Origin of the sequence: Streptomyces sp. NPDC015144 (assembly GCF_043079735.1) — a bacterium.
Taxonomy (GTDB): domain Bacteria; phylum Actinomycetota; class Actinomycetes; order Streptomycetales; family Streptomycetaceae; genus Streptomyces.
On record NZ_JBIBUU010000017.1, the window covers coordinates 101,063 to 122,092 of the forward strand.

Annotated in this window: 11 protein-coding genes; 3 read left to right on the top strand and 8 right to left on the bottom strand. The window is 75.1% G+C overall.

Annotated elements, in window-relative coordinates; genetic code table 11:
• Positions 1 to 19 precede the first annotated feature (19 nt).
• The 3 genes from ACF08W_RS26185 to ACF08W_RS26195 all read right to left on the bottom strand — a co-directional run bounded on the left by ACF08W_RS26185 (position 20) and on the right by ACF08W_RS26195 (position 7,855).
• Positions 20 to 3,532 carry a UvrD-helicase domain-containing protein gene (locus ACF08W_RS26185; protein ID WP_392280709.1) on the bottom strand — a complete coding sequence of 1,171 codons (3,513 nt, stop codon included), beginning with the start codon at positions 3,530 to 3,532 and terminating at the stop codon, positions 20 to 22.
• A gap of 65 nt (positions 3,533 to 3,597) precedes the next feature.
• Positions 3,598 to 7,131, bottom strand: a complete 3,534-nt coding sequence (locus ACF08W_RS26190; protein WP_392280710.1) for an ATP-dependent helicase — start codon at positions 7,129 to 7,131, stop codon at positions 3,598 to 3,600.
• Between the two features lie 319 nt (positions 7,132 to 7,450).
• Positions 7,451 to 7,855 carry an MGMT family protein gene (locus ACF08W_RS26195; protein ID WP_352278316.1) on the bottom strand — a complete coding sequence of 135 codons (405 nt, stop codon included), beginning with the start codon at positions 7,853 to 7,855 and terminating at the stop codon, positions 7,451 to 7,453.
• Positions 7,856 to 8,076: 221 nt separating this feature from the next.
• Here ACF08W_RS26195 and ACF08W_RS26200 point away from each other — a divergent pair, with 221 nt between their 5' ends.
• From ACF08W_RS26200 to ACF08W_RS26210, 3 genes are all read left to right on the top strand, one after another.
• Positions 8,077 to 10,815 carry a YbhN family protein gene (locus ACF08W_RS26200; protein WP_392280711.1) on the top strand — a complete coding sequence of 913 codons (2,739 nt, stop codon included), beginning with the start codon at positions 8,077 to 8,079 and terminating at the stop codon, positions 10,813 to 10,815.
• Positions 10,816 to 10,937: 122 nt separating this feature from the next.
• Positions 10,938 to 12,521, top strand: a complete 1,584-nt coding sequence (locus tag ACF08W_RS26205) for an alpha/beta hydrolase (protein ID WP_392280712.1) — start codon at positions 10,938 to 10,940, stop codon at positions 12,519 to 12,521.
• 390 nt (positions 12,522 to 12,911) lie between these two features.
• A complete protein-coding gene (locus ACF08W_RS26210) occupies positions 12,912 to 14,480 on the top strand; it encodes an alpha/beta hydrolase (RefSeq protein ID WP_392280713.1) in 1,569 nt (522 codons plus the stop codon).
• A 62-nt stretch (positions 14,481 to 14,542) separates the two neighbouring features.
• Here the strand turns inward: ACF08W_RS26210 and moeZ are convergent, their stop codons facing one another.
• From moeZ to ACF08W_RS26235, 5 genes are all read right to left on the bottom strand, one after another.
• Entirely contained in the window at positions 14,543 to 15,721 is a 1,179-nt protein-coding gene (gene moeZ / locus ACF08W_RS26215) for an adenylyltransferase/sulfurtransferase MoeZ (protein WP_392280714.1), read from the bottom strand.
• 85 nt (positions 15,722 to 15,806) lie between these two features.
• Positions 15,807 to 16,622 carry a spherulation-specific family 4 protein gene (locus ACF08W_RS26220; protein WP_392280715.1) on the bottom strand — a complete coding sequence of 272 codons (816 nt, stop codon included), beginning with the start codon at positions 16,620 to 16,622 and terminating at the stop codon, positions 15,807 to 15,809.
• Positions 16,610 to 17,575 (bottom strand): NAD-dependent epimerase/dehydratase family protein, encoded by a 966-nt coding sequence (locus ACF08W_RS26225; RefSeq protein WP_352278306.1) that lies wholly within the window; start codon positions 17,573 to 17,575, stop codon positions 16,610 to 16,612. Before ACF08W_RS26225 ends, ACF08W_RS26220 begins: the two co-directional genes overlap by 13 nt.
• A gap of 155 nt (positions 17,576 to 17,730) precedes the next feature.
• Complete coding sequence (locus ACF08W_RS26230; protein ID WP_392280716.1) at positions 17,731 to 19,080, bottom strand: hypothetical protein; 1,350 nt, start codon at positions 19,078 to 19,080, stop codon at positions 17,731 to 17,733.
• Entirely contained in the window at positions 19,073 to 20,818 is a 1,746-nt protein-coding gene (locus tag ACF08W_RS26235) for a DUF3492 domain-containing protein (protein WP_392280717.1), read from the bottom strand. The genes ACF08W_RS26230 and ACF08W_RS26235 overlap by 8 nt, the downstream gene beginning before the upstream one ends.
• Positions 20,819 to 21,030: the final 212 nt, after the last annotated feature.

Genomic DNA, 21,030 nt, shown 5'->3' on the forward strand with positions numbered 1-21,030 from the left:
CCGGCCGCGCGGGGCCGACTCAGCCGCGCGGGGGCGGCTCGTCCAGCAGGATGCGCTCCAGCTCGGCCCGGCCCGGGAGGCGGGTGGGGCGGGCGATCTCCCCCGTGCGCACGTAGAGGAACGTGGCGGTGACGTCGGTCAGCGGCAGCCCGTGCAGCTCGGCCCAGGCCAGGCGGTAGACCGCGAGCTGGAGGGGGTCGGCGGTGTGGGCGCGGGTGGTCTTCCAGTCGACGATCTCGTAGGTGTCCCCGGTGCGGTAGACGGCGTCGATGCGGCCCCGGACCACCCGCCCGGCCAGGGTGATCTGGAACGGCGCCTCGACGCGGTACGGGGTGCGGCGGGCGTACGGGGTGCGCTCGAACGCCTCCTTGAGCGCGGCGAGGTCGCGTTCGTCGGCGATCTCGGCGTCGGTCCCGTCCCCGCCGGGCAGCTCGTCGGGGCCGAGCATCGGCAGCGGCAGCTCTTCGAAGCGGGACTCCACCCAGGCGTGGAACCGGGTGCCCCGGCGGGCGGCCGGCTGCGGCGGTCTCGGCATGGGGCGGGCCAGCTCCTGGGCGAAGCCGTCGGGGTCGTCGGCGAGGCGCAGCAGCTGGGTGGCGGAGAGCGAGGCCGGTACGACCACGTCGCGCACGGTGGCGCGGGCGCGGCGCAGCTCCCCGGCGAGGGCGTCGAGGTCGCGGTCCCAGGAGGCGAGGGTGCGGGCCTCCTCGGGGGTGAGGCGGTGCGCCCCGGCGGGGCCGGGGGCGGCCGTGAGCTCGGGCTCGGGGGTGCGGGCCGCCGGGACGCGCGGGGCGGACGGGGGCGGGGGCTGCGTGGGCAGGGCGTCCCAGTCGTCGGCGTACCGCTCCTCGTCGAACTCGGGGGGCTCCTCGTCGGGGAAGGGCGCCTCGTCGTCCCCGAAGGGTGACGGGGTGTCGGGGAAAGGCGCCTCGTCGTCCTCGAACGGGGGCGCGTCGCGCGGGACCGGCTGCCGGTCGCCGCCCGGGAACGGCTCCGCCGGCGCTCCCGCGCCCGCCCCGGCCAGGGCGTCCAGATGGGCCGTCACCGCGGCCGCCGCGGCCCTGCGCCGGGTCAGCGCGACGTCGTCCAGCGGCAGCGGCCACGCCTGGTCGGCGGTCTCCTCGCCGAGGGCCGGGTTCTCCGCGTCCTCGGCCGGTTCGTCGGCCCAGACCTCGATCTCGCCGTACCCGGCCGCGCAGTGCTCGTACAGCGCGTGCAGGAAGGGGGACGGGCCGCGCGGCTTCTTCTGGGACGGGCCCCACCAGTGGCCGGAGCCGAGCAGCAGGCTGCGGGGCCGGGTGAAGGTGACGTACCCCAGCCGGAGCTCCTCGGTGTGCTGGTGCTCCTTCATCTCCTCCTTGAACGCCTTGAGGCCCTTGGCGTCCCAGGTGCGGACGTCGGGGAGCGTCGCCCGGTCGCCGCGCAGGGCGTGCGGGAGGACCTGGGCCTGGGCGGTCCAGGCGTCGCGGGACTGGCCGCTGGGGAACTGGCCGCCGACCAGGCCGGGCACGGCGACGACGTCCCACTCCAGGCCCTTGGACTTGTGGGCGGTGAGCACCTTGACGGTGTTCTCGCCGCCGGGCAGGGCGTTGTCCAGGCCCTTCTCGTACTGGACGGCGGTGCGCAGGAAGCCGAGGAAGGCGAGGAGGGTGGCGTCGCCCTCGACGGCGGAGAACCGGGCCGCGACGTCCAGGAAGTTGCCGAGGGTCTCCCTGCGGCGGGCGGCCAGCGCCTGCGGGGAGGCGGACAGCTCGACCTCCAGGCCGGTGGCGGCGAGCACCCGGTGCAGCACGTCCATCAGCGGGTCGGCCAGGGAGCGGCGCAGCTCGCGCAGCTCGGCGGCGAGCCGGGCGAAGCGGATCCGGGCCTCGGCGGAGAACGGAAGGCCGTCGTCCGCCTCGCCGCCCGCTTCGAGGAAGGTGTCCAGCGCGTCGGCGAGCGAAATCACCTCGGCCGGGTCGACCCCCTCGACGGCCTCGGCGAGGCGGCGGTCGGGATCGGCGGTGTCGTCGTCGGCGTGGGCCGCGCGGTGCACGAGGAGCCGGGCACGGCGGCCGAGCAGCGCCAGGTCGCGCGGGCCGATCCGCCAGCGGGGGCCGGTGAGCAGCCGGACCAGAGCGGCGTTGGCGCCGGGGTCCTGGAGGACCTCGCAGACGGCGACGAGATCGGCGACCTCGGGCAGGTGCAGCAGTCCGGACAGCCCGACGACCTCGACCGGGACGTCCCGCGCCACCAGGGCGGCCTGGATCCGGGGGAAGTCGCCCGCGGTACGGCACAGGACGGCGATCTCGCCGGGCGCCCTGCCGGTCCGTACGAGGTGGGCGATGGAGTCGGCGAGCCAGTCGATCTCCTCGGCGTGGGTGGACAGCAGGGCGCAGCGGACGGTGCCGTCGCGCTCGGCGCCGGGGGCGGGGCGCAGCGCCTCGACGCCCTCGTGCATGGCGCGCAGCGGTGCGGCGAGGCCGTTGGCGAGGTGCAGGAGGCGGCCGCCACTGCGGCGGTTCTCGCTGAGCGAGTGGCGGGTGGCGGGGGTGCCGTCGGCGTGCGGGAAGTGGTGCGGGAAGTCGTCGAGGTTGGCGACGGAGGCGCCGCGCCAGCCGTAGATCGCCTGGCAGGGGTCGCCGACGGCGGTGACGGCGTGGCCGGTCACGCCCGCGGGCCCGCTCCCGAAGAGGGCGGAGAGCAGCAGCCGCTGGGCGACGGAGGTGTCCTGGTACTCGTCGAGGAGCACGACGCGGAACTCGTCGCGCAGGATCGTGCCGACCTCGGGGCGGGTGAGGGCCAGCTCGGCGGAGAGCGCGATCTGGTCGCCGAAGTCGAGGAGGTCACGGCTCCGCTTGGCGTCGCGGTAGCGCCGGGTCAGCTGGAGCAGCTCCCGGCGGGCCTCGGCGGTCTCGGGGATCCGGCGCAGCTCGGCGTTGCTGAGCCGGGCCGAGGCGAGCGTGTCCAGCAGGCCGGTGTCGTACTCCGCGAGCTGTTCGGGGCGTACGAGGTGCTCGGCCAGCTCGGCGTCCAGGGCCAGCAGATCGCTGACGAGGCTGGGGAACGACCTGGTCAGGGCCGGGTACGGGCCGGGGGCCTCGCGCAGCACCCGGGCGGCGAGCTGGTAGCGGGTGGCGTCGGCGAGGAGGCGGGTGGTCGGTTCGAGCCCGATGCGCAGCCCGTGCTCGGTGAGGAGCCGGCCGGCGAAGGCGTGGTACGTGGAAATGCTGGGCTCGCCCGGGGGGTGGTCCGGATCGATGGCGTCCGGATCGGTGACCCCGGCGGCGATCAGGGCCTTGCGGACGCGCTCGGCGAGTTCGGCGGCCGCCTTGTTGGTGAAGGTGAGCCCGAGGACCTGCTCGGGGGCGACCTGGCCGGTGCCCACCAGCCACACCACGCGGGCCGCCATGACCGTGGTCTTCCCCGAACCGGCTCCGGCCACGATCACCTGCGGGGCGGGCGGCGCGGTGATGCACGCCGTCTGCTCCGGGGTGAACGGAATCCCCAGGAGCTCCTTGAGCTGCTCGGGATCGGTGATACGCGGGGACACCCCAGAAAGGCTAACCGGCCCCACCGACAACCGGCGGCGCCGAGGACCGCAGCCCCTCACCGTGCTCACTCCACGACGTGGCGGCCCTCCGGCTGGGCGCTGCACGAGGCGCGGAAGGCGCAGTGCGTGCAGTGCTGGCCGGTCGTGGGGGTGAAGCGCTCGTCCAGGACCCGGCCCGCGGCGGTGGCCAGCAGCTCGGGCACCCACTCCCCGGCGAGGGGTTCCTGCGCCTGCACCTTGGGCAGGGTCTCGCCGCCCTCCTTCTTGGGGGCGGGCTGGCGGAGCTGGACGAGTTCGGCGCCGCCCGGCTCGGGGCGGCGGCCGTCGAACACCTCGTCGACCGCGCCCTCCCGGACGGCCAGCTGGTAGACGGCGAGCTGGGGGTGACGGGCGACCTCGTCCCTGGTCGGGGCCTGTTTGCCGGTCTTGAAGTCGACGACGTAGGCGCGGCCGTCGGCGTCCTGCTCGACCCGGTCCATGGAGCCCCGGATCCGTACCTCGTACTCCCCCGCCTCCAGGGTCACGTCGAAGTCGTGCTCGCTGGCGACGGCGGTGCGCCCGGCGCGGTCCATGACGTGCCAGCGCAGGAAGCGTTCGAGGGCGGCCCGGGCCTGCTCCTTCTCCTGGCCGGACTTCCAGGGGGCGTCGAAGACGAGCCCGTCCCAGACCGAGTCCAGCCGCTCCATCAGGACGGCGAGGTCGGCGGGGGTGCGTCCGGAGGCGACCTCGTCGGCCAGCACGTGGACGACGTTGCCGAAGCCCTGGGCGGCCGTCGCCGGGGCGTCCGCCTTGACCTCGCGGCCGAGGAACCACTGGAGCGCGCAGGTGTGGGCGAGCTGGTCGAGGGCGCTGCCGGAGAGGGCCACGGGCCGGTCCCGGTCGCGGAGCGGGACGGCGGAGCGGGTCGGTTCGTACAGGCCCCACCAGCGGTGGGGATGGGCGGCGGGGACGAGCGGCAGCCCGTCGTCGTCGGTGAGCGCGGCGAGCCGGGCGAGGCGGCGGGCGGCCTCCTCGCGCAGGGCGTCGGAGGCGGCGGGGTCGACGGTGGTGGCGCGGAGCTCGGCGACGAGCGCGGCGACGGCGAGCGGGCGGCGCGGGCGGCCGGTGACGTCGCGGGGTTCGGCGCCCAGCTCGGTGAGGAAGCGGGACGGCTGGTCGCCGTCGTCGGCGGGGGCCTTCACGGCGGTGACGACGAGCCGTTCACGGGCGCGGGTGGCCGCGACGTAGAAGAGCCGGCGCTCCTCGGCGAGGAGGGCGCCGGGGGTGAGCGGTTCGGCCAGGCCGTCGCGGCCGATCCGGTCCGCCTCCAGCAGCGAGCCGCGGCGGCGCAGGTCCGGCCAGAGCCCTTCCTGTACGCCCGCGACGACGACGAGCCGCCACTCCAGGCCCTTGGAGCGGTGCGCGGTCATCAGCCGTACGGCGTCGGGGCGGACCAGGCGCCGGGAGAGGGTGTCGGCGGCGATGTCCTGGGCGTCGACCTCCTCCAGGAAGTTGAGCGCGCCGCGTCCTCCGGTGCGCTCCTCGGCGCGGGCCGCGGTGTCGAAGAGGGCGCAGACGGCGTCGAGGTCGCGGTCGGCGTTGCGGCCGGCCGCGCCGCCGCGCAGGGCGGCGCGCTCCAGCCGGCCCGGCCACGGGGTACCGGACCACAGGGCCCACAGGGCCTCCTCCGCGGTGCCGCCGCCTTCGAGCAGCTCGCGCGCCTTGCGCAGGAGCGCGCCGAGCCGCTGGGCGCCGCGGGCGTACGCCGGATCGTGCGTGACGAGCCGTTCGGGCTCGGCGAGCGCGCGGGCCAGCAGGTCCCCGGAGGGCGCGGGGACGCGGACGCCCGCAGCGCGCTCCTCGTCGCGCAGGGCCCGGCCGAGGCGGCGCAGATCGGCCGCGTCCATGGCGCCGAGCGGGGAGCCGAGCAGGGTCAGCGCGGTCTCGGTGTCCAGCCAGGGGGCTTCGGCCGGGGTGGCGGGGGGCTCGGGCTCGGCTTCCGGATCGGTCACGTCCCCGGCTTCCGGCCTCGGCTCCCCTACAGCGGCTCCGGCTTCGGCTTCGGGCTCGGACTCGGACTCGGACTCGGCCTCGGGCCCAGGCCCGGCATCGGCATCGGCACCGAGCCCATGCTCTGCCCCGGCCTCTCCTCCGGTCTCTCCCCCGCGCCCCTCCTCCGCGCCCGGCGCGCCCCTGCGCACCGCCGCCATGGCGACCGCGCGCAGGGCGGTGAGCAGCGGGGCCACCGCGGGTTCGTGGCGGAGCGGGAGGTCGTCGCCGTCGACCTCCAGGGGGACGCCCGCCGAGGTCAGGGCCCGGCGCAGCGAGGGGATCGTGCGGCCGCCGGCCCGGACCAGTACGGCCATCTCGCGCCACGGGACGCCGTCCTCCAGATGGGCGCGGCGCAGCAGGTCGGCGATGTTGTCCAGCTCGGTGGAGGCGGTCGGGTAGGTGTACGCCTCGACGGTGCCACCCTCGCGGACCGCGGCCAGCTCGCGGTGGGCGCGGACCTTCTCCGCGGGCAGCCGGGTCAGCGGCATCCGGCGGGTGAGCAGCCGGGTGGCGGCCAGCAGCTGCCCGGCCGAGCGCCGTGAGGTGGTGAGCACGCCGACCGGGGCGGGGGCACCGTCCGCCCGCCGGAAGGTCTCGGGGAAGTCCAGGATGCCGTTCACGTCGGCGCCCCGGAAGGCGTAGATCGACTGGTCCGGGTCGCCGAAGGCGATCAGGTCCCGGCCGCCCCCGGCACCCGGGGCGCTCCCCCGGTTCCCGGCCAGCGCGTGCAGCAGCCGCACCTGCGCCGGGTCGGTGTCCTGGTACTCGTCGACGAAGACCGCGTCGTACGCCCCGGCGAGCACCGCCGACACCTCGGGCCGCTCCGCGAGCAGCACCGCCCGGTGCACCAGCTCCGCGTAGTCCAGCACCCCCTGCGCGTCCAGCACGTCCAGGTACTCGGCGAGGAACCCGGCGGCGGCGCCCCAGTCCGGCCGGCCGGTGCGGCGGGCGAAGGCGGCCAGCGCGTCCGGACCGAGGCCCAGCTCGCGGCTGCGGGCCAGCACCGCGCGCACCTCGTCGGCGAAGCCCCGGGTGGTCAGACAGGCCCGCAGCTCGTCGGGCCAGCGGATGTGCGGGAAGCCGTCCCGCTCCAGCTCGAGCTGGCCGGCGAGGAGCTCGCGCACGGTGACGTCCTGCTCCGGTCCGGAGAGCAGCCGCATCGGTTCGGCGAAGAGGTCGGCGTCCTGGTGGGCGCGGACCAGTGCGTAGCAAAACGAGTGGAACGTCGTCGCCTGCGGGCCGCGGGCGGCGCCAAGGCGGGCGGCCATCCGGTCGCGCAGTTCGACGGCGGCCTTGCGGCTGAAGGTGAGCACCAGGACGCGCGCCGGGTCGGCGCCCCGGGCGATGCGCGCGGCGACCGCCTCGACCAGCGTGGTCGTCTTGCCCGTGCCCGGTCCGGCGAGCACCAGCAGCGGACCGCCGGGGTGGTCAACCACCGCGCGCTGTGCCGCGTCCAGAACAGGAGGGTCCACCGAGCCCGGCGGGGTACGCACCAGCCGGTACGCGCCCGCGGCCCGCTGCCGTGCCGGGCGGTGCGGACTGTGCCGGGTGGTGGAGGAGGAGCTCACGTGGATCGCCGGTCCTGATGGGTGTGCCGATGCCGAGGGTGCCAGGAGTGTCAGGGGTGTCAGGGGTGTCGAAGGTGTGAGGGGTTTCGAGGGTGCCGAGGTTTTCGAAGGGGCCGCAGGGGCCCCGGGGCCGAGAGTGTCGAAGGGGTCCGGGGTGCCGAGTCCGAGGTGCGCGCGGTACGTACCGCGAACCTACGAAGCTACGCCAGTGACGGCACGATCCGGGCCGCCCGCGATGCGTCCCTCGCCACATTCCGCGATGCCCGGCACCCCGTACGGCCCCGGTACCGCCCGCCGCGCCGCCGGATGGCGGAAGCTGTCAGGTGTGAGCACCTCGGCCCTCGTCCCGGTCCGCGCCGCCGTCCCCGGTGGTGCCGTCCCACCGCGCCCGTCGCATGTCAAGACGCGGAAGGTGGCCCTCCGCTGCCCGCGGGGCCTCGCGCAGCGGAGTGCCCTCCGCGCGGTAGTGGTCCAGCGCCCGCAGCTCGTGGCCGGGCAGCAGCGACCCGTCCGCGCGCACCACGCGCCACCAGGGCACCGTGGCCCCGTACAGCGTCATGACCCGGCCGACCTGGCGCGGGCCGCCCTCGCCGAGCCACTCGGCGACGTCCCCGTAGGTCATGACCCGGCCGGGCGGGACCAGCTCGACGGCGTCGAGCACCCGCTCCGCGTACTCCGGCAGTTCGTGGACCGGCCCCTCGCCGCCCGCTCGCTGTTGGCTCATCCGCCCCATCCTGCCGTACGCCACCGACATCCCGGCCCGGTCCGCGCGCACCCGGTCATCAGGTGTGCGGGCGGCCGCGAAGGGGCGTATGTTGCGCTTCGCGCATCGGTGCGGCGCACCCTGGCGCCGCCCTCCGCCGCCGGGCCGTGCCACCATCGTGCGGGCGGTGACCGGTGATACGAGAACACGAAGACCCATCAGAGGCGACGAAGGAGCAGGGCGTGCAGCCACCGAAGGCGGCCAACGCCCCTGACATCGAGCCGCGACCGGACATTCCGGACACCATGGGCCCGGACGCCCCCGGCGCGGCCGGATCGACGCTGTCGACCGTCGCCGAGGAGCAGGCCGAGCGCGTCTCGGGGGACGAGCCGCTGCTGCCCGCCCGGGTGCACCGCCCCTCCGACCTCATGCGGCTGCTCATCGGGGTGCTGGCCATCGCGGTGCTGTTCGCCGTCGCCGCCTTCGCCCACGGCACCACCACCGGCCTCGAACAGGACATCACCAAGGGCACGGGCCAGGCGCCCGACCTCCTGATCAAGATGGCGGGTCTGGTCTCCAGCATCGCCGTCCTGCTCGTCCCGGTCGTCTTCGCCATCGAGCGGCTGATCAAACGCGACGGGCTGCGGATCGCCGACGGGGTGCTCGCCGCCGTACTGGCCCACGGCGTCACGCTCGCCGCCGACCTCTGGGTCGCCCGGTCCGCCCCCGGCACCATCCAGGACGCCCTGACCCAGCCGCAGCCGGGGGACGCGCTCAGCGACCCGGTGCACGGCTACCTCGCCCCGGTGATCGCGTACATGACGGCGGTCGGGATGGCGAGACGGCCGCGCTGGCGGGTCGTGCTGTGGGTGGTGCTGCTGCTCGACGCCTTCGCGATGCTGGTCGGCGGCTACACCACCCCGTTCTCGATCGTCCTCACCGTGCTGATCGGCTGGACCGTGGCGTACGGCACGCTGTACGCGGTCGGCTCGCCGAACGTCCGGCCGACCGGCCAGCACCTGATGGCCGGTCTGCGCCACGTCGGCTTCCGCCCGGTCAGCGCGATGCGCGCCGACGAGGCGCTCGACTCGGGCGACCAGAACGACCGGGGGCGCCGCTATCTGGTCCCCCTGGAGGACGGGCCGCCGCTGGACGTGACGGTCGTCGACCGCGAACAGCAGGCCCAGGGCTTCTTCTACCGGGTGTGGCGACGGCTCACCCTGCGCGGCATCACCGAGCGCCGCTCCATCCAGTCGCTGCGCCAGGCCCTGGAGCAGGAGGCGCTGCTCGCCTACGCGGCGATCGCCGCCGGGGCCAACGCGCCCAAGCTGATCGCCACCTCCGAGCTCGGGCCGGACGCCGTGATGCTGGTGTACGAGCACATCGGCGGCCGTTCGCTGGACGCCCTGGAGGACGCGGAGATCACCGACGAGCTGCTGCACGGGGCCTGGCGGCAGGTGAAGGCGCTCCAGTCGCGCCGGATCGCGCACCGCGGGCTCACCGGCGACGCCATCCTGGTGGATCGTTCCGGCGCGGTGTTCGTCACCGATCTGCGCGGCGGCGAGATCGCGGCCGGTGATCTGCTGCTGCGGATGGACGTCGCCCAGCTGCTCACCACGACCGGTCTGCGGGTCGGTGCGGAGCGGGCCGTCGCCGGGGCGCTGGAGGTCCTCGGCCCGGACGCCGTCGCGGACTGCCTGCCGCTGCTCCAGCCGATCGCGCTGAGCCGCTCCACCCGGGCGGCGCTGCGCCGGCTCGCCCGGGAGCGTTCGCAGCGGGAACGCGAGGCGGTGCTGGCAGCCTCGGACGCGGCGAAGCGGGCCCGGACGCAGGAGCACGCCGCCCCGGACGGTGAGGTGACCGGCGCCGACCGCCGGGCGGACCGCAAGGCCGACCGCAGGGCGCTGCGCGACCACAAGCAGGCCGAGAAGCGCGCCCTGGACGACGCCCTCGAAGAGGCCCGCGAGGAGGACCTGCTCACCCAGATGCGGCGCCAGGTGCTGCTGATCCGCCCGCAGGCACCGGTCGAGCCGGTGCGGCTGGAGCGGATCAAGCCCCGCACCCTGGTCAGCTGCATCGCCGGGGCGATCGCCGCGTACTTCCTCATCTCGCAGATCACCCAGCCGGACTTCGGCGCGGTGGCCGAGCAGGCGGAGTGGGGGTGGGTGGCGGCGGCGGTCGGCTTCTCGGCGCTCACCTACGTCGCGGCGGCGATGAGCCTCCTGGGCTTCGTACCGGAGCGGGTGCCGTTCGGGAAGACGGTGCTGGCGCAGGTCGCCGGGTCGTTCGTGAAGATCGTCGCCCCGGCCGCGGTCGGCGGCGTCGCGCTGAACACCCGGTTCCTGCAACGCGCCGGGGTGCGCCCCGGACTCGCCGTGGCCAGCGTCGGTGCCTCGCAGCTGTTCGGCCTCGGCGCCCACATCCTGCTGCTGGCCGCCTTCGGCTATCTGACCGGCACCGAGAAGACCCCGTCGTCGCTCACCCCGTCCAGGACGGTCATCGCCGGACTGCTGACGATCGCCGTGCTGGTGCTGGTGGTGACGGCCGTCCCGTTCCTGCGGAAGTTCGTGGTGACCCGGGTGCGGTCGCTGTTCGCCGGGGTGGTGCCGCGCATGCTCGACGTGGTGCAGCGGCCGCAGAAGCTGCTGACCGGCATCGGCGGGATGCTGCTGCTGACCGGCCTGTTCGTGATGTGCCTGGACGCCTCGGTGCGGGCGTTCAGCGGTCCGGACGTCCCGCATCTGAGCTACGCCAGCATCGCGGTGGTCTTCCTCGCGGGCAACGCGCTCGGGTCGGCGGCCCCCACCCCGGGCGGAATGGGCGCGGTGGAGGGGGCTCTGACGCTCGGTCTGATCGCGGTCGGGCTGCCGAAGGAGGTCGCGGCGCCCGCCGTGCTGCTGTACCGGCTGCTGACGCTCTGGCTGCCGGTGCTGCCCGGCTGGCTCTGCTTCAACCACCTGACCCGCCGGGGCGAGCTCTGACACCCCCTCACCACCCGCCCCCGGGCGGCCCGGAGGCCAGTCGGGCGACGCCCCGGCCGGCCCGCCACCCGCTTGGACCGGCGCCCCGTGCGAAGCCCCCGGCGCCGCCGCAGCATGGGCGCATGAGGACCTCCCCTGCCCTGCGCACCGCCGCCCTGGCCGCCGCGGCCACCCTGCTCCTGCCCCTCGCCGCCTGCTCGAAGAGTGCCGACGGGAGCGGCCCGGCCGGGTCGGAGCCGGTCGCCGAGGCCACCGGCTCCGGCCTCGCCGCCCAGAAGCTGACGTGGAAGCCCTGCCCCGCCCCGTCCGCGGCGCAGGGCGGCGGAAAGGCGCCGTCCCCGCTGCCCGGCGGCACCCCCTGGGAGTGCACGTTCATGAACGCGCCGCTCGACTACGCGAAGCCCGACGGCGACACGATCCGGCTGGCGCTGATCCGGGCCGCCGCCAAGGACAAGGACCGGCGGATCGGCTCCCTCCTCTTCAACTTCGGCGGCCCCGGCGCCTCCGGCGTCGCCACCCTGCCCGCCTTCGGCACCGACTACGAGAAGCTCCGCGCCCGCTACGACCTGGTCAGCTTCGATCCGCGCGGCGTCGGCCGCAGCGAGGGCGTGAAGTGCGAGGACGACAAGCAGCTCGACGCCCGGTACGAGATCGACGCCACCCCGGACACCAGCGAGGAGGTGAACACCTTCGTCGAGAGCACCAAGAAGTACGCGCTGGCCTGCAAGCAGAACTCCGGCAAGCAGCTCCCGCACGTCGGCACCACCGAGGCCGCCCGGGACATGGACCTGATGCGCCAGGTCCTCGGCGACCGGAAGCTGCACTACTTCGGCATCTCGTACGGCACCGAGCTCGGCGGCGTCTACGCCCACCTGTACCCGAAGAACGTCGGCCGGGCGGTGCTGGACGCGGTGGTCAACCCGACCGAGGACACCGTGCAGGCCTCGCTCGGCCAGGCCAAGGGCTTCCAGCTCGCCCTGGACAACTTCGCCCAGGACTGCGTCGACCGCGGCGACGCCTGCAAGCTGCCCGGCTCCACCGCCAAGGAGGTCGAGCAGCACATCTCCGACCTGCTGAACCGGCTGGAGAAGAAGCCGATCCAGGGGCTCGGCCGACGCAACCTGACGCAGACCCTGGCGGTCACCGGCACCGCCGCCGCCCTCTACTCCAAGCAGACCTGGCCGCTACTGGAACAGGGGCTCGACGAGGCCGACGGCGGCAACGGCGGCCTGCTCCTGGCCCTCGCCGACTCGATGAACGGCCGCTCCCAGAACGGCCGTTACGACAACTCGATGGCCGCCAACACCGCGATCAACTGCGCCGACTCCAAGCAGCGGTTCACCTCCGACCAGACCGAGGCCAAGCTCCCCGAGTTCCGCTCCGCCTCGAAGGTCTTCGGCGACTACCTGGGCTGGTCCCTGATGAGCTGCACCGGCTGGCCGGTGGCGGGCGCCTGGAACCACCCGGACGTCAGCGCCCCGGGCTCCGCCCCCATCCTGGTCGTCGGCAACACCGGCGACCCGGCGACCCCGTACGCGGGCGCCAAGGCGATGGCCGGCGCGCTGGGCAAGGGCGTCGGCGTGACGATGACGTACGAGGGCCAGGGGCACGGCGCGTACAACAGCGGCAACGCCTGTGTGCAGAAGGCCGTGGGCGGCTACCTGCTGGACGGCAAGGTCCCCCCGGCCGGCACCGTCTGCAAGTAGCACCACCCCGAGCCCGTACCCCGGGGCCTTTCGTTCGGATCGGGCAGCACCAGGGCACGCGAGCCCCGCCCGACCCGAACGGAAGGGCCCTAGGGGGTGTCTGATAAATGAGTGCGGGCGAAGGAGCGGGGTCCGGTGCGTGCGATCGCAAGGCGCCGGGACGTCCGCGGATGGGGTCTCCCCTGCTCGAACGGAGTTGAGAGCTCGGGGAAGGAGCCACGTGGACGGTTCGGCAACGCCGCGAGCAGTGGGGTGTCCCCTGCTCGAGCGAAGCCGAGAGCTTGGGGATGTGCCGGACCCCGCGACGCCGCAGGCATGTGTCAGACACCCCCTAGCATGGGCGGCCTCTCTTGCCCGGACGCCGGGCAGGCACACCGGGAGGACGCACACGTGGTCGTACACGCACGCGCCGGGGCCCTGGCCGCCGCCGCGCTCCTGCTGACCGGGCTGCTCGCGGGCTGCGGGGGCGGCGCCGACGGGGGGACGGACCCGGGGTCCGCCGCCCCGGCCGGGTCCCCGCCCGCCGCGGCCACCGGGGGACCGGGCTCGCCCCGGCTCCCCGCCTCCCTCACCGCCCAGCGGCCGGACTGGAAGCGGTGCGGGGCCCGCGCCGGGGAGAGCGCGCCCGGCTCCGAGTGGCGCTGTGCGACAGTCCGGGTGCCGCTGGACTACGCGAAGCCCGACGGCGACACCCTCGGGATCGCGCTGATCCGCAAGCAGGCCACGGACCGGGACCGCCGCCTCGGCTCGATGCTCTTCAACTTCGGCGGCCCCGGCGGCTCCGGCGTCTCGACCCTGCCGCGCGCCGCGGGCTCGTACGCGAACCTCAACACCCGCTACGACCTGGTGGGCTTCGACCCGCGCGGCGTCGCGGGCAGCGAGGGGGTGCGCTGCCGCACCGACCAGGAGCAGGAGGCCGACAACCGGGACGTCGACATGACCCCGGACACCCCGGCCGAGGAGGCGGCCTTCATGCGGTACGGCGCCGACTTCGGCGCGGGCTGCGCCCGCCGCTCCGGCAAGGTCCTGCCGTACGTCGGCACGTCGAACGCCGCCCGGGACATGGACCTGGTCCGCGAGGTGCTCGGCGACCGGAAGCTCACCTACTTCGGCATCTCGTACGGCACCGAACTCGGCGGCACCTACGCCCACCTCTTCCCCGCACACGTCGGACGCACCGTCCTGGACGCCGTCGTCGACCCGACCGCCGACGCGATCGGGCACGCCCGCAACCAGGCGACCGGCTTCCAGCGGGCCCTCGACAACTACCTGAAGGACAGCGGCCAGGACCCGGCGGAGGGTACCCGGCGCATCGCCCGACTGCTGGACCGGCTCGACCGGAAGCCGCTGCCGACCGGCTCGGGCCGTGAGCTCAACCAGTCGCTGGCCGTCATCGGCATCGTCACGCCGCTCTACTCCAGGTCCAGTTGGCCGGTCCTCACCCGGGCGCTCGACGAGGCCGAGAAGAACGGCACCGGGGACGCCCTGCTCCGGCTGGCCGACTCGTACAACGGCCGGGACGCCCAGGGCCACTACGGCACCCAGAGCCACGCCCAGCGCGCCGTCTCCTGCGCCGACAGCAAGCTCCGGCCGACCGCCGACGAGGCGCGGGCGCTGCTGCCGGAGTTCCGGAAGCTGTCCCCGGTGTTCGGCCCGTTCCTGGCGTGGGACACGGCCGGCTGGTGCGCGAAGTGGCCGGTGGCCGGGGAGCACGAGCACCCGGAGACGAGCGCCCCGGGCGCCGGGCCGGTGCTGGTCGTCGGCAACACCGGCGACCCGGCGACCCCGTACGAGGGGGCACGGCGGATGGCGGACTCGCTGGGCAAGGGCGTGGGCGTCCTGCTCACCAACAAGGGCGAGGGGCACGGCGCGTACGGCCAGAACTCCTGCGTGACCTCGGCCGTGGACGCGTACTTCCTCGACGGGAAGGTCCCCGAGGACGGCCGGACCTGCTCGTAGGGCTGTCATGGTGAAGGGGCCGGTCCGTACGGACCGGCCCCTTCACCATGACAGCGGATGTCTCAGTACACCGGCTTCTCGGGCTCGATCTGGTTGACCCAGCCGATGACGCCGCCGCCCACGTGGACCGCGTCGGCGAACCCGGCCGACTTGAGGACCGCGAGGACCTCGGCGCTGCGGACGCCCGTCTTGCAGTGCAGGACGATGCGCCTGTCCTGCGGGAGGTCCTGGAGGGCGTTGCCCATCAGGAACTCGTTCTTCGGGATCAGCTTGGCGCCGGGGATCGAGACGATCTCGAACTCGTTCGGCTCGCGAACGTCGATGATCTCGATCTTCTCGTCCGCGTCGATCCACTCCTTGAGCTGCTTGGGAGTGATCGTGGAACCGGCCGCCGCCTCCTGGGCCTCCTCGGACACGACGCCGCAGAAGGCCTCGTAGTCGATCAGCTCGGTGACGGTGGGGTTCTCGCCGCAGACCGCGCAGTCGGGGTCCTTGCGGACCTTGACCTGGCGGTACTGCATCTCCAGGGCGTCGTAGATCATGAGCCGGCCGACCAGCGGGTCACCGATACCGGCGAGCAGCTTGATGGCCTCGTTGACCTGGATGGAGCCGATCGAGGCGCAGAGCACCCCGAGCACCCCGCCCTCGGCGCAGGACGGCACCATGCCCGGCGGCGGCGGCTCCGGGTAGAGGCAGCGGTAGCAGGGGCCGTGCTCGGACCAGAAGACGGACGCCTGGCCGTCGAACCGGTAGATCGAGCCCCAGATGTACGGCTTGTTCAGCAGCACGGCCGCGTCGTTGACCAGGTAGCGGGTGGCGAAGTTGTCCGTGCCGTCCACGATCAGGTCGTACGCGGCGAAGATGTCCATCACGTTGTCGGCCTCGAGCCGCTCCTCGTGCAGGACCACGTTCACGTACGGGTTGATGCCCAGCACCGAGTCCTTGGCCGACTCGGCCTTGGAACGCCCGATGTCGGACTGGCTGTGGATGATCTGGCGCTGCAGGTTCGACTCGTCGACCTCGTCGAACTCCACGATGCCCAGCGTGCCGACACCGGCCGCGGCCAGGTACATCAGGGCCGGGGAACCGAGACCGCCGGCGCCTACACAGAGCACCTTCGCGTTCTTCAGCCGCTTCTGCCCGTCCATCCCGACATCCGGGATGATCAGGTGGCGGGAGTACCTGCGGACCTCGTCGACGGTGAGCTCGGCGGCCGGCTCGACCAGGGGTGGCAGCGACACAGGAACCTCAACAATGCAGGTGGTCGGTTTCTACGTACTTCGACTACGTACGGTTGTTCTTCCGGTAACACTGCCACGCCCCTCCTCATTCCGAGATACCAGGTCCGATCCGCGAGACGATTTCGTCCCAGTACCTGGGCAGCGCCGTGTAGGGGTCGTTCTGTCCGCGCCGGCCGTCCCGATCCGTGAAGAAGATCGTGCCCGCGCCCTGCCAGCGGGCGACCCGCATCGCCTCGTCCAGGTGGGTGCGCGGGACGCCGTGGACGAAGTGGGCGAACCGCTCCGGCGGGTAGGAGGCGGTCCACTCCGCCACCTGGGACCAGCGGTATTCGGTCCACCCCCCGTTGAAGGTGACGAGCTGGTCGGCGGCCTCGGCGTAGCCGGGGTACGGGTGGGTGCCCACCCCCAGCACCAGCGGCCCGCTCCCCTTCCCGTACGAGCGGTCGCCGTGCTCCAGGAACGTCGCGAGGGTACTGGTGAGCCGGCGCACCACCGGGAGGTGGCTCCGCTCGGCCGGGCAGCGGTCGAGGTAGAAGCCGTCGACCCGGTACCAGTCGAGGAAGCACTGGGCGTCGGCGATCAGCTCGGCGAAGAGGCGGCTGCCGTACGCCAGGTCGAGATGGCCCAACAGCCGTCCGCCGCCCGGCCGCGCGTCCGGTCCGTGTCCGCTCCCGTGCGCGTGGCGGAGCCGGCCCACGACCTCCAGGCACTGCGGGTCGGGGCGGGCGCCGGGGCCGTTGTCGATGTTCAGGACGGCCCAGTGCAGCGGGGTGCCGGGTCGGGCCAGCTCGGCCCATTCGGTCGGCGCGAGCAGCGGATGGGCGTACCCGGGCACCCCGAAGCCGAGCCGCCCGGCACCGCTGGTCCGGCGGGCGGTGCCGGGGCTGGTCAGATGCGGCACGCCGCCTCCATCCAGATGTCCGCGAGGGACTCCTCCAGATTGATCCGGGGCCGCCAGCCCAGCCGGTCGCGGGCGGTCCGGACATCGGCCTGCTGCCAGGCGCCGCACCCGTCCGGGTAGGGCGACGGCGTCGCCGAGAGGTGCTCGATCACCGACTCGTTGGAGCTGCGCGGGGCGCCGATGGGCAGCCGGGGCGGGGGCGCGTCCAGCTCGTGGAGTGCGCCGGCGAACCCGGCGACCCGGGCGAGGACGGCGGCGGCGTCCCGCAGGCGCACGGCGCGGCCGGTCCCGATGTTGACGACGCCCTGCGCGGCGGAGAGCGAGGCGGCGTGCACCGCGCGGGCGACATCGCGCACGTCCACGAAGTCGCGCTGCACGCCGAGGCCGCTGAGCTTCAGCTCGCCGTCGCCGGACTGCATGGCCCGGCGCATCGCCTCGGCCAGCCGCCCGAGCGGGGAGCCGGCCGGGGTGCCCGGCCCGACCGGCGAGAAGACCCGCAGCACCACCGCGTCGAGGCCGGAGCCGAGGACGAGTTCGGTGGCGGCGAGCTTGCTGACCCCGTACGGGCCGCCGGGGCGCGGGACGGCGTCCTCGGCCGTGGAGGAACCGGGCTGCGAGGGGCCGTACTCCGAGGAGCAGCCGAGCTGGACGAGCCGGGCGGTGCAGACACTGCGCCGCATCGCCTCGCAGACGGTGGCGACGGCGACGGTGTTGTGCCGGGTCAGGTCGCGGGCCCCGCCGCGGGTGGCGCCCGCGCAGTTGACGACGACTCCGGGGTGGACGGCGTCCAGGAAGCGGGTCAGCGCGCCGGGGCTGCCGCTGGCGAGGTCGAAGCGGACGTCGGCGTCGTCGCCGCGGCCGAGCGCCGTGAGGTGCACGGCGGGGTCGGCGAGCAGCCGGTCGGCCACGAAGCGGCCGAGGAAGCCATTGGCTCCGAGCAGCAGCACCCTCATCGCGCGCCCCCTCGGCGCCGACGGCCAGCTGCCGGGAAAGGGGGTTGGGGGGTCATGTCCGGTGTCTCCTAGGGATTGTGAGGCGTTGGAAGGGCGGTGACCCGCGGCGTCGGCTCCGCGGGGCAGGCATTGACGGTGTTCTGGCGTGGTGTGGGTTACGCGGCGACCGGGCCTTCGTCGACCGGCCGGGCGGTGCTGTGGGCGGATGCGCGGGAGAGGACTGCGGTGGCCGCGATCAGCAGCCCGAGCGCGGCTCCGCCGCAGGCGACGGCCGGTACGGCTCCGGTACCGGCCGTCAGGACGAGAAGGTCTACGGGGCGGGCCAGGAAGCGCAGTCCCGGCAGCCGCCCGGCCAGCACCAGTGCGGGGGCCAGCGCCTCGGCCGCACAGGCGGCGGCGAGCCCGCCGGTGGCGAGCCCGGGGAAGCCGTGCACGGCGAGCAGCCGGGCGGCCAGCAGCAGCAGTCCGAGCGCGCCCGCTCCGGCGTACGCCCCGCCGCCCCCGTACATCAGATGCGCGAGGGAGAGCAGGACGACGAGGGCGCAGAGGTGGAGGGCGACGGCCCCGAGGAGCAGGGGGCGCACGCCCGCGCCGAACTCCTCCAGGACCCGGCTGCCGATGAGCCTGCGGCGGGCGTGGACGGAGAAGAGGTGGGCGCACCAGGCGGCCGGGGCGACCGCGAGGGCCAGCCCCAGCAGGGGTGCGGGGGTGAGCGCCCAGGGGCCTTCGGGGCCGCCGCTGAGCACCTGGTCGAGGAGGGGCTGGCCGTACAGGACGTAGCCGAGGAGCCAGCAGGTGTACGCCGTGGCGGTGGCGGAGGGGCGGGCCCCGGTGCGCAGCGGGCCGCCGCGCAGGGCGAGCGCGAGCGCGGTGAGGACGGCGAGGGTCCCGGTGAGGCCGATGGCGAGCCGGATCCGGCCGTCGAGCGCGTCCGGGGCGAGGGCCAGCGCCCCCAGGGTCGCGGCGCAGGCGGCGCCCGGCAGGAGGGCGCGCAGCGTCCAGGCGGTACGGGGCGCGGTGTCGCGCGCCGGAGCTTCCGGCACGCCCGTGCGGCCGGTCGGCACGCCGGGCATCCGGGCGAAGAGCTCCTCGGCGAGCGAGAAGACGTCGCGGTGCCGGTAACGGGCGGCGGCGCGGTCGGTGACGCCGTGGGCTTCGAGCCCGGCGGCCAGCTCCAGCGGGTCGACGGCCCGTTCACAGAGCTCGCGGTGGCGGTGCATCAGCGAGCGCACCGGGTCGGCGGGGCCGCGTCGCCCGGCGGCGGCCCGGCGCGCCGGGTGTCCGGGGGCCGCGGTGTGGGCGATCTCGGGGGCGCGCGGGGCGGGGGCGGGGCCCGCGACGGGCCCGGCGGGGGCATCGGGGGTCTCGGGCGCACCGGTCGGGCCGTCCATGGTGGTTCCTCCGTGGTCGTCGCCGTCCGGGTCCCGGCGGGCGGGACCGCCCCGGCCCGCTCCGGTGCGCTCCGGGCCGGGGATCCACGGCCCCGGCTGTTCCGCTTCACGCATCGCGGCCACCCGCTCCCCGCGCCCCCGCGCAGACGGCCCGGGGCCCGGTGGCCCAGCTGGGCTTGCGGCCGGCGGGGGCCGGGCCGGTCCAGGTGTCCAGGACGTGTGCCTCCGGCGGGGTGGCGAACGGGCGGGGCCCGCCGTCGGCGCGCTCCGCCGCCTGTCCGCGCACCGGGGCCCGGGCGATCAGTTCCAGGTAGAGGCCGTGGAGGTCCGCGAGGTTCCGTTCCACGGTGAAGAGTTCGAGTGCGCGGGCGCGCGCCGCCGCACCGAGCCGTGCACGGCGCTCGGGGTCGCGCAGCAGCGCCAGGCAGGCACCGGCCAGCGCCCGCGGGTCGCGCGGCGGCACCACGAGCCCGGTGCCGCCGATGGTCTCGACGACCGCGCCGACGTCCGTGGAGACCGTGGCCCGGCCGCAGAACATCGCCGCGACGAGATCGGCGGGGAAGCCCTCCGCCACGCTGGACTGGACGACGACGCCGCCCGCCGCGTAGGCGTCGGCGGCCCCGGACGGACCGGCCCCGCCGGTCTCCTCGAAGGAGACCGGGGCCGCGCCGTCGGCGGCTCCGTCCGGGAACAGCCGGGCCGCGAGCGCCCGGCACCGCACGAGATGGCCCTCGCCCAGGGGGCCCGGTGGAGCCGTGGCGATGATCCGCAGCCGGGTCCCCGGCTCGGCCCCGCGCACCTCGGCGAAGGCGTGCAGCAGCGTCGTCAGATCCTTGGCGGGCTCGATCCGGCCGACCCAGACCAGGGTGTCGCCGGGGCCGCAGTCGTCGCGCTCGCCAAGCTCCGCGAAGTGGTCGGCGGCCATGCCGGGCCGGACCGTGCGGAGCTTCGCGGGGTCGGCGCCGCACCGCTCCTGCCAGCGGCGGGCGTGGACGGTGCCCGAGGTGACGATCGTGGCCCGCCGGTACACCTCGGTGGCCAGCCTGCCGTGGAAGCTCGCGAGGAGGGCGCGCGCCGGCGCGTTCAGCAGGGTGGAGCCGGCTGCGAGGTAGTGCTCCCGCAGCCGGGCGCCGTCCTCGCTGACCAGTAAGGGGGTCCGGAAGAAATGCCCGGCCAGCAGCCCGGGGAGGGCGGCGCCGCCGGAGGTCGCGTGGCAGAGGTCGACGGCGCCGAGGCCCCGTTCGTCGTACCAGTCCAGCGAGAGCGGGCGCAGCGCCCGGCCGAGCTCCCGGGCGAAGGCGAGGAGGTCCGGGACGGTGGCGCTCTGCACGGTGCGCGCGGTGCCCGGGGCCCGGCAGGCCGCTTCGAGTACCTGGACGGCGGCCTCGGAGCGCAGCGCCGGGGCGAGTCCGCCGTGTTCGCGGGCCAGTTCGGCCAGGCCGTACAGGCCGTCGGCGAACCGGGGGTCCGGGTCGGCGGGGCCCCGTACGGCGGTGTCGTCCTCGCCGCCCGCCGCGCAGACCGCGGCCACGAGGTCCGCGAGCCGGTCCGTGAACCACTGCCGCTCGCGGCGGCCGTACGGGCGGGCGGTGCCGCCCGTCGCCATCCGGGCGAGCAGTCCCTTCGGGGCCCGGGGCCCGGGGCGGTGCCCGTCGTCGGCCCACAGCGGCGCCGTGCGCACCCGGCCCCCGTGCTCCGGGAACGGGCCGCGCACCTCCTGCTCCACCGAGCGGACCAGCGCGAAGAGGTCGAACTCGTGCTGCGGGAGCCCGCGCACCAGCCGGTCGCACCATGCCCCGGACTCACCGGTCGCACAGGGATGACCACCATCGGTGAGTAGCCCGATCCGCACGAGTGCACCTCCGTTCTCCCTCGTGGGTGTCCACCGGAAAAAACGGCGGCTCACAGCGGGAAGAAGGTAAGCGCATACGCCGGTGGTGGGGGGGGGGGGGGGGGGGGGGCCCCCCCCCCCCCGGGGGGCCCCCCCCCCCCCACCCCCCCACCCGCGCCGCGGGGTGGGGGGGGGGGGGGGGTGGCCGGGGGGGCGGCCGCCGGCCCCCCCCG

Coding starts and splice junctions, on each gene's coding strand:
- ACF08W_RS26195 (WP_352278316.1), bottom strand. CDS start 7,855: ATGAGCCAACAGCGAGCGGGCGGCGAGGGGCCGGTCCACGAACTGCCG.
- ACF08W_RS26205 (WP_392280712.1), top strand. CDS start 10,938: ATGAGGACCTCCCCTGCCCTGCGCACCGCCGCCCTGGCCGCCGCGGCC.
- ACF08W_RS26225 (WP_352278306.1), bottom strand. CDS start 17,575: ATGAGGGTGCTGCTGCTCGGAGCCAATGGCTTCCTCGGCCGCTTCGTG.
- ACF08W_RS26230 (WP_392280716.1), bottom strand. CDS start 19,080: ATGCGTGAAGCGGAACAGCCGGGGCCGTGGATCCCCGGCCCGGAGCGC.